13 protein-coding genes are annotated in these 13,014 nt (G+C 73.3%); 5 read left to right on the top strand and 8 right to left on the bottom strand.

Annotated features, from left to right (window positions below):
• Position 1: 1 nt before the first annotated feature.
• From VF746_07510 to VF746_07495, 4 genes are all read right to left on the bottom strand, one after another.
• Complete coding sequence (locus VF746_07510) at positions 2–385, bottom strand: DUF2007 domain-containing protein (GenBank protein ID HEX8692248.1); 384 nt, start codon at positions 383–385, stop codon at positions 2–4.
• A gap of 242 nt (positions 386–627) precedes the next feature.
• Positions 628–1,230 (bottom strand): short chain dehydrogenase, encoded by a 603-nt coding sequence (locus VF746_07505; GenBank protein HEX8692247.1) that lies wholly within the window; start codon positions 1,228–1,230, stop codon positions 628–630.
• 289 nt (positions 1,231–1,519) lie between these two features.
• On the bottom strand, positions 1,520–1,963 hold the full coding sequence (locus VF746_07500; protein ID HEX8692246.1) for a hypothetical protein: 444 nt from the start codon (positions 1,961–1,963) through the stop codon (positions 1,520–1,522).
• Between the two features lie 158 nt (positions 1,964–2,121).
• A complete protein-coding gene (locus VF746_07495; GenBank protein ID HEX8692245.1) occupies positions 2,122–2,502 on the bottom strand; it encodes a hypothetical protein in 381 nt (126 codons plus the stop codon).
• A gap of 327 nt (positions 2,503–2,829) precedes the next feature.
• On the opposite strand from VF746_07495, the gene VF746_07490 reads away from it, so the two are divergent.
• A complete protein-coding gene (locus VF746_07490) occupies positions 2,830–3,042 on the top strand; it encodes a hypothetical protein (GenBank protein HEX8692244.1) in 213 nt (70 codons plus the stop codon).
• Between the two features lie 61 nt (positions 3,043–3,103).
• Here the strand turns inward: VF746_07490 and VF746_07485 are convergent, their stop codons facing one another.
• Complete coding sequence (locus VF746_07485; GenBank protein HEX8692243.1) at positions 3,104–3,991, bottom strand: hypothetical protein; 888 nt, start codon at positions 3,989–3,991, stop codon at positions 3,104–3,106.
• A 26-nt stretch (positions 3,992–4,017) separates the two neighbouring features.
• Positions 4,018–4,611, bottom strand: coding sequence for a hypothetical protein (locus VF746_07480; GenBank protein HEX8692242.1), 594 nt, complete (start codon positions 4,609–4,611; stop codon positions 4,018–4,020).
• Positions 4,612–4,909: 298 nt separating this feature from the next.
• Between VF746_07480 and VF746_07475 the strand changes: the two genes are divergently transcribed.
• Together VF746_07475 and VF746_07470 are read left to right on the top strand one after the other, a co-directional pair.
• Positions 4,910–6,241, top strand: a complete 1,332-nt coding sequence (locus VF746_07475) for a citrate synthase (protein ID HEX8692241.1) — start codon at positions 4,910–4,912, stop codon at positions 6,239–6,241.
• 397 nt (positions 6,242–6,638) lie between these two features.
• Complete coding sequence (locus VF746_07470; GenBank protein HEX8692240.1) at positions 6,639–7,037, top strand: hypothetical protein; 399 nt, start codon at positions 6,639–6,641, stop codon at positions 7,035–7,037.
• Between the two features lie 542 nt (positions 7,038–7,579).
• Here the strand turns inward: VF746_07470 and VF746_07465 are convergent.
• Both VF746_07465 and VF746_07460 read right to left on the bottom strand, forming a co-directional pair.
• Complete coding sequence (locus tag VF746_07465; GenBank protein HEX8692239.1) at positions 7,580–8,005, bottom strand: peptidoglycan-binding domain-containing protein; 426 nt, start codon at positions 8,003–8,005, stop codon at positions 7,580–7,582.
• A gap of 153 nt (positions 8,006–8,158) precedes the next feature.
• Complete coding sequence (locus VF746_07460; GenBank protein HEX8692238.1) at positions 8,159–9,073, bottom strand: aminoglycoside phosphotransferase family protein; 915 nt, start codon at positions 9,071–9,073, stop codon at positions 8,159–8,161.
• 98 nt (positions 9,074–9,171) lie between these two features.
• Between VF746_07460 and VF746_07455 the strand changes: the two genes are divergently transcribed.
• Positions 9,172–9,858: a hypothetical protein gene (locus VF746_07455; GenBank protein HEX8692237.1), complete on the top strand. Its 687-nt coding sequence runs from the start codon at positions 9,172–9,174 to the stop codon at positions 9,856–9,858.
• A gap of 418 nt (positions 9,859–10,276) precedes the next feature.
• Positions 10,277–12,496, top strand: a complete 2,220-nt coding sequence (locus VF746_07450; GenBank protein HEX8692236.1) for an Ig-like domain-containing protein — start codon at positions 10,277–10,279, stop codon at positions 12,494–12,496.
• Positions 12,497–13,014 lie beyond the last annotated feature (518 nt).

Below are 13,014 nucleotides of genomic sequence, written 5' to 3'. Positions count from 1 at the left end.
GCTACTGCGGAGGCCGTCTGCGGGGCAGCTCCTGGCCGTAGGCGGGCCGGGTGCGGGGCCGCTCCTCCCGGTCGGCGGGGCCGGTCTCGGACCGCTCCTCGTCGTCGACGGACACGGTTCGGGGCCGCTCCACCTCGCCGGCGGGCGGGGCGCGGGGCGGCTCCTCGCCTTCGTCGTCGAAGGGCCGGAGGAGCGCGAGGGCGTCCTCGGCGGCCGACTCGGGAACGGCCAGGCGGATCCCGCCGATGGAGTGCAGCGGGGGGAGAAGGATGCCGCCGCTGCCCCGGACCTGCACCGGGATCCCGGAGGCCTCCAGCTCCGCCCGCAGCATCGTTGCCTCCAGGTCGTTGATGCACGTGCGGACCACCACCCATCGCTCGGACATCTCTGGCCTCGTCAAACGGGTATCGGGAGGGGCGCGCGGATCGGCGCGCCCCGGTCCGCCGACCGCTTACACCCCCTCGTCCGGACGGTCGCGCGGCTGCCCAACGCCGAGCGCTGACTGCCGTTCTCCCTCCACCGCGCTGCGGGGGAGGGCCGGGGAGGGGGCGTCACCGCCGGCATGGCGCGGATGCCGGCCGGAGCGCGCCGGCGGAGGCGGCCGCTTCCGCCGTCATCCCGGCGCCGTCAGGCGAACGCCCGCGCGTCGAGCGTCTCGCCGCTGCGGGTGCCCTCCACGCTCTCCACGTACGCCCGCGCCACGGTCGACGCGGGGAGGCCGGCCGAGCCGTCGCGCCCCATCGCTTCCAGCGTCTCGCTCACCCAGGGCGGGCTCACCACGTTCACGCGCACGCCGCGCGGCAGCTCCAGCGCGGCCGCCCGCGCGAACCCCTCCACCGCCGCGTTCGTCGGGGTGAGCGCGGCGCTGCCGGGGCTCGGCTCGCTCGCCAGCACGCCGCTGGTGAGCGTGAACGATCCGCCGTCCGCCACGTGCTCGAGTCCCAGGCGCACCAGGTTCACCTGCCCCATCAGCTTGCTGCGCAGGCCGAGCAGGAAGTCGTCTTCGCCCAGCTGCTCCAGCGGCCCGAACGCCCCCCGCCCCGCCGCGCACACCAGCGCGTCGAAGCGCCCCACCTCGCGGTAGAGCCGCTCGATGGAGTCCGCGGACTCGATGTCCACCTGGCGGTCTCCGCGCGAGTGGCCCACGCGCACCACCTCGTGGCGCCCCTCCAGCGCGGCAGCCACCGCCCGCCCGATGGTGCCCGTGGCACCCACGACGACGATCCTCACGAATTCTCCTTCCGAAGCCGGTCCCGGTCCGGGCCCGCTGCCCGGGCTCGCGGGGAGAATGCGGCCCGCGGCCGGGGCGGCACAAGAGAGGCCCCGCCCGGACGCCGCCGGGCGGGGCCTCGAGGTGTGGGCAGGTCGGGCTCTCGGCAGCAGCGCCCGCCTCCCCCGCCACCCGTGGCGCGGTCAGGGCCGCGTGCGCCAGAGGGTCGGGATTCCGGCGCGGCGGCGGTGTCGGAAGGCGAAGCGCGTGAGCGGGAAAGCGGCGCTGCCGGCGAACGGCTCGCCGGCGTCACGACGGGCGGTCGGGGCCGGTGTACACCCAGCGCGGGCGCGGGTCCTCGAGGGTGTAGTACCGCTTGAAGTCGGCGGCGTGGTCGAACAGCTCGTCCCACTCGAGCGCTTCGTGCAACCCTTTCTCCCAGGTGGCGCGCTCCACCGTCCCGACGACGAGGTAGTCGTTGCCCAGCACCTCCGGGCGGCGGCGCGAGAAGAGGATCGCCAGCTCGGTCTCGAGCTCTTCCTGGTGGGCGACGATGAACTCGCACGGGGTGCAGTACCGGCAGGTCTTGCCCAGGATCACCAGGCCGTGCCCCTCCACGTGGACGAGCAGGGGGAACTTGCGCGCGTGCGTCAGCTTCCGGCACCGCGGGCACTTGCTCCAGCGGACCTCCGGAAACTGGTTGAGGGCGAAGCGGTAGCGCGGCGGCAGCCGGCCGAGCCGTTTGCGGGCCATGGCACTCCGGCGGACGAGAGGAGACGAAGTGAACGCAGTGCACAACCTGCGGCGGAGCGCACCGGCGGCGCAAGGCACGAACGGGCGCCGCGCGAATCCTCGCACGGCGCCCGCTCACTTCCACGCCATCGCCACCGGCCGCGGAGGCGGTTCCGCGCTCACGACTGCGACACCAGCCAGTCCTTCGCCTCGTCTAAGTCGTTGAAGGACCTCAGGTTGCGGCGGCGGGACAGGGTCTGGATCGCCCGGAAGGCGGTCAGGTAGATGCCCTTGAGGCCCACGACCACCGCGCCCCACTTCACGTACGGCGTGTTGTGGCTCACCAGGTCCTGCACTGCCCGCACGGCGCCCGGGGTGATGCGGCAGCCGCGGATGTCCGTCAGCACCAGCAGCGACCCCGGCGCCTCGCGCGCGATCACCTGCTTGGTCTTCGCGATCTCCTGCTCCAGCTCCTCCAGGCTGGTCCCGAGGCCGGCGTAGTCGAGCAGCAGGACGCGCTTCCCCCGGTGCGGGATGAAGCGCGTGCGCTCCGTGCGCATGCTCCGGGGCTCCACGGGGGGGACGTGGGGCGAGGGACCGGCTCGATCGTTCATGAGCGGAGGGGGATCGGGAGGGTGAGATCCGGCGGGGGGGAGAAGAGCCGCGACGAAAAGTAATCGGAATGCGACTTTTTTCAACCTCTGGAACGCGGCTTGCGCGCTCGGCGCCGCGACGGCGCATCCGCCTCGCGCCGGCAGAGTCCACATCCGGGGATGATCCGCCACGACGGGATACGGCGCGCCTGCGGCCGTTCGGCGCGGCGCGCTTCTGCACTGCGTTCCGCGCGCACGAGGCGCGCGGAGTACCCTTCCACTCGGGAGGTTGCGATGCGAAGCCGGATGAGGAGGCTCGGCAGGGGCGCCCTGGCGGCGGGCACCGCCGCGACGCTCGGCTTCGGCGCGTTCGCGGCGCTCGCGCCGGTGCGGGAGGCGAGCGCCCGGCCGCCCGCCTGCAACACGCAGGAGTGCAGGGCCTCGTGCCTGGCCAGCGGGGCGCAGACCGGGTTCTGCGACACCGTCGGCTGCGTCTGCCGGCTGTAGGCGCGGGTGCGGGAAAGATCGGCCGGCCTTCGCCACGCAGGGCCGGCCGGTCCGCCTTGCGTCAGCGGGCGACGTCGAGCCGCGCGGGCGCCGGCCGCTCGCGCCAGACGTCGCCGATGGAGCGGGCGTCGGGGCGCAGCCGCTGGATGCCGTAGCCCACGCCGCCCAGCAGCGCGGCCGCCAGCAGCGCGGGGACCCACGTCCTGCGCAGCGCCGTCCGGAACCACTCGCCCTCGTCGATCCTGCGCACGCGGGTGTAGAGGCCCGCCAGCACGATCCCGTCCACCACCAGCTCGGCCAGGAGCGCCGGGGCCAGGGCGATCACGTACCCCGCCGCCCCCGCCACCACCACCACCGCCACGCCCACCAGCGCCAGCGCCAGGCACCCGGCCGCGTCGTCGCCCAGGTCCAGGTCCAGGTCGCCCAGGAACCCCTTGCCGCCGCCCCGCGAGGAGAGCGTCCGCGCCGGCGTGGGCAGGGCCGCGCCGCCGCCGGGCCGCGGCCCCGCGAAGGGCAGGGCGGGCGCCTCCCCCCACGCCCGCTCGGCCCCGCCCCCGCGGAAGCCCCCGCCGCCGCCGAAGCGCACGCCCCCGGCGCCGCCTCCGCCACCCCCGCCTCCTCCGCCCCCTCCGCCGCCGACCTCGATCCCCAGCACGTCCGGGTCGAAGTCCAGGTCGTGGTCGCGGCCGCGCGATTTCCGCGTCATCGACCACAGCCAGAGGCGCAGCAGCCCCAGGAACGCCGCGTAGCCCGCCAGCACCGCGGCCGGGTAGCGCACGGCCATCGCCTCCACGCCCAGGCGCAGCAGGAGGACGGCCGCCCCGAAGCCCGCCCCGCCGGTCAGCAGGAGGAGCACCAGCATCTGCACGCGCGGCCAGCGCCGCCGCAGCAGGCGGGCGCGGATGCGGCGGACGGCGCGCTGGCGGCGGCCGCGGGGAGCGGAGGGCATCGGGCGGATCGATGGAGAATCGGGGATCAGGCCTCCCGCCGCGTTCGCCCCGCCGCCGCCGGGGCTGCGCGGGGCGGCCGGGGGAGCGCGGGACGGTCGGCCGCGGGCGCCCCGGTCTTGCGCTCGAGCTGGTACGGCTGGAACTCGCAGCCGGGGCGCACGGGAAGGTAGACGAAGGCCGGCGCGGTGTCGCCCGGCTCGGTGTAGACGCCCACGCCGCGGTACTCGCCCGCGCGCGCCACCTCGGGGACCCCGAGCACCCGCGGCTCCCCGTACCGGACGAAGCGCCGGCCCCGGAAGCGGATCGGCTCGCCGTCGGCGTACCAGGGGTGGCTCGCGGCGTAGTCGGCCGTGACCGGGAACGCGAGCGAGACGGGGCGGCCCTGGTACGTGCTGTCGCCGGTCACGGGGTCGTAGTGCAGATCCACCTCGGTGAGACTCCCCCCGGCGATCACGCAGATGCGCAGCCGCATCTCCACGCTGGCCGGCGGAAACGGCCGCGGCGGCTGGGAAGGAGACGGCGGGGGAGCCGGCGGCGGAGGCGTCGCGGCGGGCTCCACGCGGCGGGAGCATCCGCCGGCGGCGGTGGCGAGCAGGAGGAGGACCGCGGTCGCGCGCATCGGGACCCTCGCGGGGAGATGGGATCGCCGGCCGTCGTCCCGACACTGTACCGGGGGCCGGCGCCTTCAACAAGGGCGCCGCGGCCGGGGAAGGGCGTCCCCACCGGCGAGACGCGGCTTCCCCTGCACGGGCCCGCGGCTCCTCCCGGCAGCCTCTTCCACGCGCGGCGCCGATCGTAGCAGCGTTCCGCCGCCGCGCGCCCGGATCGTGCGTGCGCTCCGGCGCGGCAGATGCGTCACGAGCCCGACGACCGCGCGCCCGCGGGGGCACGCACCACACGGCGCAACGGAGGCAGGGATGCCCGACACCATCACCATCACCGACAACCGCACCGGGAAGAGCTACGAGCTGCCCGTCCGCTACGGCACCTATCCCGAGTACGGCGCCTACGTCCCGGGGGCCGACCTCAGGAAGATCAAGGCCTCGGACGACGACTTCGGCCTGCTCAGCTACGACCCCGCGTTCATGAACACCGCCTCGTGCAGGAGCGCCGTCACCCACATCGACGGCGACCGGGGGATCCTGCGCTACCGCGGCTACCCGATCGAGCAGCTGGCCGAGAAGAGCACCTACCTGGAGTCGGCCTACCTGGTGCTCGACGGCGAGCTGCCCACCGCCGAGCAGCTGCAGGAGTGGACGCACCACGTCACGCACCACACCTTCGTGCACGAGAGCATCAAGAAGTTCATGGACGGCTTCCACTACGACGCGCACCCGATGGGGATGCTGGTGAGCACGGTGGCGGCGCTGTCCACCTTCTATCCCGAGTCGCGCAACATCTCCGACCCCGAAGTGCGCCAGCGGCAGATCGTCCGGCTGGTGGCCAAGCTCCCCACGCTGGCCGCCTTCGCCTACCGGCACACGGTGGGGCTGCCGTACGTCTACCCCGACAACGACCTGAGCTTCACCGGCAACTTCCTGAACATGATGTTCCGGATCAGCGAGCCCAAGTACGAGCCGAACCCGGTGCTGGAGCGGGCGCTGGACGTGCTCTTCATCCTGCACCTGGACCACGAGCAGAACTGCAGCACCAACGCCATGCGCAGCGTGGGCAGCTCGCACGCCGACCCGTACGTGTCGGTGGCGGCGGCCGCGGCGGCGCTCTACGGCCCGCTGCACGGCGGCGCCAACGAGCAGGTGCTCCGGATGCTGAAGGAGATCGGCAGCAAGGCGCGCGTCCCCGAGTACGTCGACCGCGCCAAGCGGGGCGATTTCCGGCTGATGGGCTTCGGGCACCGCGTCTACAAGAACTACGACCCGCGCGCCAAGATCCTGAAGCGGATGGCCGGCGACGTGCTGGCGGTCACCGGCACCACGCCGCTGCTGGACCTGGCGATGGAGCTGGAGCGGATCGCGCTGGAAGACGACTACTTCGTCAGCCGCAAGCTGTACCCGAACGTCGACTTCTACTCGGGGATCATCTACCAGGCGATGGGCTTCCCCGTGGACATGTTCCCGGTGCTCTTCGCCATCCCGCGGGTGGCCGGGTGGCTGGCGCAGTGGAAGGAGATGCTGGAGGACCCCGACCAGAAGATCGCCCGCCCGCGCCAGGTCTACACCGGCTACGACGAGCGCGCGTACGTCCCCATCGAGTCGCGCACCCCCGCCGAGGCGCCGGCCAGCGCCTGAGCGCCGGACACCAGCGGAGCGACGGACCGGGCGCCGCACGATGCTTCGTGCGGCGCCCGGTCGTTTTCGGGGAAGATCCGGAGCAGGGCGGGTGAACCCGCGGCAACAACGGCGAGAAGCCTGCCTGCGCAGGCTGGTTCGGCGCGGGAGCCGCCTTCGGCGCGGGAAGGCTGGCCTCCGGACGCGAAGCACGCGGGCACAGCCCGCCAGTCCGCGCAGGCGGACGCAGAATTCATTCGCAAGTATCCTGTCGACGCACAGTAGCCAGGTCGGCCCCTCTTTCCGTGATTCCTCCCGGTCTGCTCGACCATGGCGACTACTTGCGTTTTCAGTCAATGTAAATATGATGGTACGGAATCCGTTCCATCTTCCCAAACGCTCGACAGGGAGGGGTGCCGTGACGACCTCGATCTTGTTCAGGCTGCTGATTCTGGGGGCGACCGGAGTCGTCGCGGCGGGCTCCGGCTACGCCCCCGCATCACCGGTCTCGCGGGAGGCGAGCGTCGATGACGCCGCGCCGTTGCAGGTGGCGGCGCTGCCGGCGGCTTCCGCGTCGTACCTGCGGGTGTCGGTGACGTGCTACGGAATGACGTGCACCGCGCGGGCATTCGGCGGCAGCGGTGTCTACGCGGGTTTCGAATGGAGCCTTGCCGAGGAGACGTGGGACGAAGGGGAGACGAGCGGGGCGGACGCGACTGCCTACTGCGTCTCCGGAGCAATGCTCGGGGTAAGCGTGGCCGTGACGGACAGCAACGGGGCAACGGCGGGAGGAGGCGCGTGGGTATTCTGCCCTTGAGGAAACGGGAGAAGCCACCCCTCCGGCGGCGTCTCGCCGTGGCCGCGCCCGCCATGCTGGTGGACACGATCCGACCGAAGCGCAGACATGAGGGCACGGCGCGCCCTCGCTCGCGCTCTGGCTGACTTCCTGAGCGCGTAAGGGGAGAAGGAGTTGAGAGCGGACCAACGCGAGCGGGGGCGGCTCTCAGGAGCCGCCCCCGCAATCGGCTATCTGCGGAGTATCCACACCCATAGCGCATACGCGCCGACAAACAGTAAGATGGGGCCTAATACGAGCAAGCCGCGCAAGCCCCATAGAACACCAACCAGAGCAAGCGCCACAACCGCAGTGAGAACAAAGTTCCGCAGTTCCACCCGAGTTTCCGGGTCTCGTATCCTGCCCATGAATACCCCCGCACGATTAAGGGTTACGGTCCGCCTTCCCCCGCCGCTTCCGCTTCTGGCGCTCCGGCATCCCCCCGGGCGGGCCCGGCTTCTGTAGGGCGCGCCGGACTGCTTGCGGATAATTCCGAATTCATTCGCCCAGGGCAGGCGCCCCTGCTACCGGTTTTTCTTGTGCTTCTCCTTCTTTTTCTTCTTCCCTTTCTTCTTGCCCTTCTCCTTCTCCCGCTCCTCCCCGTCTTCCCCGCCCTCCTCCTCGTCCACCCACTCGCGCAGGGCGTCGTCGTCCGCCACGACCGCCGTCGCTCCGCCCCCGTCGCCGACGAGGTCCGCCGTCGTCTCGCCGAGCCTGCGCGCCGTCTCGGAGTCCACGCGGCCGGTTTCCTCTAGGCCGTGCCGCTGCTGGAACTGCCGCACCGCCCGCTCGGTGGCGCGGCCGAACTTCCCGTCCACCGTGCACGGGTGGCCGGCGGCGCTCAGGCACGCCTGCAGGGTCTCGACGTACGGGTTCGGCACGGGGCGCGGCTCCCGCTCCAGCGCCACCGGCCGCAGCCTGCCGTCCCGCCATTCGAGCTTGAGCTGCATGGAATCTCTCCTTGCCGGCGAACCGGACGGATGGGCGAAGAGCGAGAAGCGGAAGCAGGCCAGGTCGCGGCCCCGTGTACGGTTCGCAGCGAGCCGGCTCGCGTCAAGGAAACATCTGACAGAAAGACCATGGAGCGGCCCGCGCGCCGCCCGTCAGCGCGGGTGCTCGGTGCCGTCGACCACCGCCGCCGCCTCGCGGGCGATCTCCGCGACGCCTTCCGCCACGTCCGCCCGCCGGCCGCCCTCCAGCGCGCACAGCGTCCAGTGGACGGTCTCGGCCAGGTACCAGAAGCGCAGCCGGGGAAGGAGCACCTCCCGCGGCTCGCGGCCGTAGCGGTCGAGCACGAGCGACAGGAGCGCCGTCCCGAAGTCCTCGTAGAAGAAGATGAAGTCCCGCGCCGGGTCGCCCAGCGCGATGTCGCCGAAGTCGATGACGCCGGTGACGCGGCCGGACGCGGGGTCGTACAGCACGTGCCCGGGGGCCACGTCGCGGTGCAGCAGCACGAGCGGCCGCTCGCTCTCGCGCGGGTCGGCCAGGTGCGCGGCGAAGGCGGCCTCCACCCGCGCCGCCGCGCCCGCCGGGAGGAGCGCGTGGAGGCGCGCGCGGGCCCGGTCGCGCACGTCGCACAGCCACGCCGCGTCCAGCCGCTCCAGCCCGCACGCCTCGCCGGCCGCGGGATCGGCCGAGTGCAGCGCCGCCAGGAAGCCGGCCACCTCGGCGGCGGCGCGCTCCCGCTCCGCGGCCGGGAGCGCCTCCCACGCCCGTCGCGTCAGCTCGACGCCCGGGACGCGCTCGTGGACCGAGAACGCGAGGCCGCCCGGATCCGCGAAGTGGCGCGGTCGCGGCACGGGGAGCGGCAGGCGATGGGCGATCACCGGCAGCACGCAGGCCTCGCGGCCGAGCGCGCGCGCCGCCTCGCCGTGCTTCGCCACCCGCACGATCCAGCGCTCGCCGGCGGCGTACGCCACGCAGAAGTCGCCCTCGCCCACCCGCTCCAGGCGCGCGTCGCCGATCCCGGGAACGTGCGCTCGAAGCCGCTCGGAGAGTTGCGTGAGATCCCGGTCCATTTGACGTCGTCCAGGTGCATCGGCCGCGACGGAGAGTCGGCGGAACGGCCGATCCGTGTTTCGGGTACGGGACGCATCCCATTTTCCCCGAAGGACTTATGCATGCCCTCGCCCTCCTGCTCCCCGCCCTGCTGCTGGCGGCCGTCCCCGCCGCCGCCCAGGACGCCCCGGCCACGCGCGGCGCCGACGCCCAGGTGAGCGTGACGGCGAAGATCGTGGTGCTCGACCGCGAGGCGTTCACCCGCGCGGGGCTCGCCTACCTGGCGGTCGGCGGCGGGCGGATGCACCTCGACGCGGCGGAACTGCGCAGGCTCCCCCGGCCCTTCCGCGCGCGCATCGGGTCGGGCACGCTGGGGATCGACGCCTTCCTGGAGGCCGCGCGCGAGAGCCGCTGGGTGCGCTCCGAGTACACGCAGCAGGTCCTCACCCTGTCCGGCTCCGAGGCGCGCATCTCCGCCTCCACCCTCGCCGTCGGCCCCTACGCCGCCCGCTCGCGCGGGCCGGAGCTGATCGTGACCCCCACGGTGCTGGGCGACGGCCGCGTGCGCCTGCGGGTTTCGGCGCGCGTGGACGACACGGTGACCGACGCGTGGGGGAACGCGGTGGACGGCTCGCCGCTGGCCAGCGAGACGCAGCTGGTCGTGCGCGCGGGCGAGCCGGCCGTCCTCGCCAGCTCCGCCACGCGCGAGTCCAGCCGCGACGCCGGCCTGCTGCGCCTGCGCCGCGCCGACCGCCAGCGTGACGTGCTGCTGGTCATCACCCCCCGGGTGGTCGGCGCCCCCTGAGCGGACGGCAACGTCGATTGCCTGGGCAGGCTCGGCGCGCTCCCTGATAGAACCTGCCTGGCCGCGTCGCTGCGGGCCGGCTTCGGCGCCGCCCCGGGCAGCCCCCCTCCCCGGCCCTCCCCCCGCTGCGCGGTGGGAGGGAGAACTGCGCCCGATCCAGGATGACGTCCTTTCCACAATCAATCGCGGGATCCGGGATGAAGCCTCGCCGACGGAAACCGTCTTCCACGCCGGTGCCCGGGCGGGGCTTTCCGTAGTCCAGCGGGCGTCTCCCGGCGCTCGCCGCGGCGGCGGTGGATGCGCCGCGGGCCGGTCCGCACGAGATCCTTTCCCCGCGGGTGAAAACAAATTAATGTTCCAAACGATTCGCTCCTTCCCGGGCGACCGCCATTCCTCCGCGTTTCAGGGAGGTACCTTCATGATCCCGCCGCGCGCATCCCTTCCGAAGCTCCTGGCCGTGGGCCTGCTCTGGCTCTCCGCGTGCGAGTCGCCCTCCGGCCCGGGCGCGCCCACCGCGGTACAGCCGCTCTCCGGCAGCGGCCAGCGGGTCGCGGCGGGGGCCGCGCTCGCCGAGCCCCTGGTGGTGCGCGTGACCGGCTCGGGCGGGCGCCCCGTGCCCGGGGTGAGCGTGACCTGGACGGCGGGCCCGGACGCCGGCATCGTCACCCCGCTCGCCGCCGAGACCGACGCGGACGGCCGCGCCTCGGCCACCTGGACGGTGGGCACCACCGTGGGCGAGCGGAGCGTCACGGCCGCCGTTGCCGGGCTGGCCCCGGCCACGTTCACGGCCACCGTGGTGCCGGGCGCGCCCGCCACGATGATCGCCCTCATCGGGAACGGCCAGTTCGGGCGGGTGGGAGAGCTCCTGACGGAGCAGCTGACGGTGCAGGTGACGGACGAGCACGGCAACCCGGTGCCCGACGCGGAGGTCCGCTGGGAGGTGACGGCGGGTGGCGGCTCGGCCACCCCGGCCGCGTCGCGCACCTCGGCCACGGGCACCGCGTCCACCCGCTGGACGCTGGGCACGCTGGTGGGCCGGCAGAACCTGACCGCCTCGGTGGGAGCCGTGTCGGCCCCGTTCGTCGCCGTCGCCAACTTCTCCCCCACCCTGTCCGTCGTCTCCCCCGCGCCCTCGGGCTCCGGAGGCGAGAGGCGGGTGGACGACCCGTTCCCGCTGGTGGTCTTCGCCACCTCGGGCCGCGAGGTCGTGCGCGTGACCGCCACGATCGCGGGGCGCGCCACCTCGCTGGCGTCGACGGCGGACGGGAGCGGGCGGTGGCAGGGGAGCGTCTCGGTGGCGGGGCTGGCGCGCGGCCCCGCGGAGCTCACCCTCGCCTCCACCGACGCGGGCGGGACCGTCCAGACCGTCACCGTCCCCGTCTTCGTGGACCGCAGGCCGGTGCTCACCGTCACGGCGCCGCTGTTCGGGGCGGTGGCGCGGCCGTCGGTGCGCCTGGTCGCCAGCTGCCAGGACGACGACCCCGGAGGGTGCATCGTGCGGGTGAGGACGCAGACCTTCCCGGGCACGAGCGGCGGGACGCAGCTGGCCGAGGCGCGGAACCAGCTCGACGCCACCGTCACGCTCCCCCTCGGGACGAGCTACCTCCTCTTCATGGCCGTGGACTCCGCGGGGCAGACCGCCGGGGAGAACCGCACCATCCACTCCGAGGACAGCCCGCGGTGGACCGAGGTGGCGTCGGCGGGGTGGATGGCGTGGCAGGTCGGCGCGGACCGCATCCTCTTCGCCGACAGCACCGCCACGAGCATGGCGCTGAGGGTGCGCAGCCGGGCGACCGGCGCCGAGACCGTGCTCTTCCAGCAGGCGGGGCGGAAGCTGCGCCAGGGGTTCCTGACCCCGCGCGGCGCCATCTTCGTGAGCGTCGCGCCCAACAACGACCCGCTGCAGGAGCGGGTCCTGGAGGTGCGCGACGGCACGGTCCTGGACCTGGGCCGTGTGTCGCAGACGTCGCTGCGGGTGGTGGGGCGGTGGGCGATCTGGTACGACGGCGCCCGCCTGGTGCGCCGGGACCTGGAGACCGGGACCAGCCTGCAGGTGACCGACGCCGCCGCCGCCGACCTGGCGGCGAACGGCGACGTGGTGTACGGGACGAGCCCGGGCTACGAGATCTTCCGGTTCCGCAACGGCACCTCCACCCAGCTCACCCGCGACGACGACGCGGTCCTCTGGAACGTCTCCCCGGTGACGGACGGGATCAACGTCCTCTACAACAAGCGAACGCCCTGCTGCACCGCGCAGACCTCCCAGGTCGCCCTGTTCGGGGCCTCCGGCGAGGTGCTCCTGACCCCGCGCACGGCGTCCGTGGTGGACTACCAGGCGAACGGCGGCTGGGCCGCGTACCTCGAGCCGGGCCCCACCGGGGTGCCGCAGGTGTGGCTGCGCTCGCCCGCGGGTGCCGAGACCCAGGTGACCACGGCCGGGAGCGCGAGCCGGCTGCAGCTGCTGGGCCCGAACGGCGAGCTGGTCTTCACCACCGGCAACCGGCGCTACGCCGCGCTCCCCGGGCGCGCCCCCGTCGACATCGGCCTGGCCTGGGGAGAGTACACCCAGAGGGTCTTCTGGGTGAACGGGGAGCTGTACGCGGTGCTGGGCCGCTCCGCCTTCCGCATCCAGCTCTGAGGCCCGGGTCCGAGCGGATCGATCTCGCACGGAGTCGACGGAGGCAGCGGGGGCAAAGGAAGAGGACCGCACGAAGGAGCAGAAGTCGAGGAAGAAGTCCTGGGCCTTCCGCCGCGATGCGCCGAGCCCGGCGCGCCCCCGATCGGGCGCGCCGGGCTCTCGCGTTTCGCGGACCGCGGCGGCGTCCGGCCGGGCCATACCGGATTCCAGGAATCAGTGTGCGATCCGGTCCTTTCGTGAACCATGTCATTCCGAGCGGCGCCGCGGCACCGATCCGGATTTCACACCTCAGCCGGGCGGCGCCCGAGGAATCCACTCACCCCGCCCGGACGCTGGCTCCATGCATCGGTCCGGCCTCCTGCCGGCCGCGAGTAGATTGAGGGCTGGTCATAATTCCAAAGAGGAGCCGCGCCAAGAGAAAACTCTTGACGCGGCAGGCTCTTGTGCGGAGCGTACGGTTTGTCGAAGACCAACGCACCCGCTCAAGGAGGCCTGCCTTATGTGTACGCGGGAACCGC

The sequence above is a fragment of the Longimicrobium sp. genome (assembly GCA_036389795.1).
Taxonomy (GTDB): domain Bacteria; phylum Gemmatimonadota; class Gemmatimonadetes; order Longimicrobiales; family Longimicrobiaceae; genus Longimicrobium.
Note: the sequence above shows the minus strand (reverse complement) of the source record. Positions and strands in the feature narration are given on the sequence as shown.

Excerpts from the sequence above, each read along its gene's own strand:
- VF746_07475 (HEX8692241.1), top strand. The coding sequence starts at position 4,910 with ATGCCCGACACCATCACCATCACCGACAACCGCACCGGGAAGAGCTAC.
- VF746_07485 (HEX8692243.1), bottom strand. The coding sequence starts at position 3,991 with ATGCCCTCCGCTCCCCGCGGCCGCCGCCAGCGCGCCGTCCGCCGCATC.
- VF746_07455 (HEX8692237.1), top strand. The coding sequence starts at position 9,172 with ATGCATGCCCTCGCCCTCCTGCTCCCCGCCCTGCTGCTGGCGGCCGTC.
- VF746_07490 (HEX8692244.1), top strand. The coding sequence starts at position 2,830 with ATGCGAAGCCGGATGAGGAGGCTCGGCAGGGGCGCCCTGGCGGCGGGC.
- VF746_07450 (HEX8692236.1), top strand. The coding sequence starts at position 10,277 with ATGATCCCGCCGCGCGCATCCCTTCCGAAGCTCCTGGCCGTGGGCCTG.
- VF746_07460 (HEX8692238.1), bottom strand. The coding sequence starts at position 9,073 with ATGGACCGGGATCTCACGCAACTCTCCGAGCGGCTTCGAGCGCACGTT.
- VF746_07500 (HEX8692246.1), bottom strand. The coding sequence starts at position 1,963 with ATGGCCCGCAAACGGCTCGGCCGGCTGCCGCCGCGCTACCGCTTCGCC.
- VF746_07480 (HEX8692242.1), bottom strand. The coding sequence starts at position 4,611 with ATGCGCGCGACCGCGGTCCTCCTCCTGCTCGCCACCGCCGCCGGCGGA.
- VF746_07465 (HEX8692239.1), bottom strand. The coding sequence starts at position 8,005 with ATGCAGCTCAAGCTCGAATGGCGGGACGGCAGGCTGCGGCCGGTGGCG.
- VF746_07510 (HEX8692248.1), bottom strand. The coding sequence starts at position 385 with ATGTCCGAGCGATGGGTGGTGGTCCGCACGTGCATCAACGACCTGGAG.
- VF746_07495 (HEX8692245.1), bottom strand. The coding sequence starts at position 2,502 with ATGCGCACGGAGCGCACGCGCTTCATCCCGCACCGGGGGAAGCGCGTC.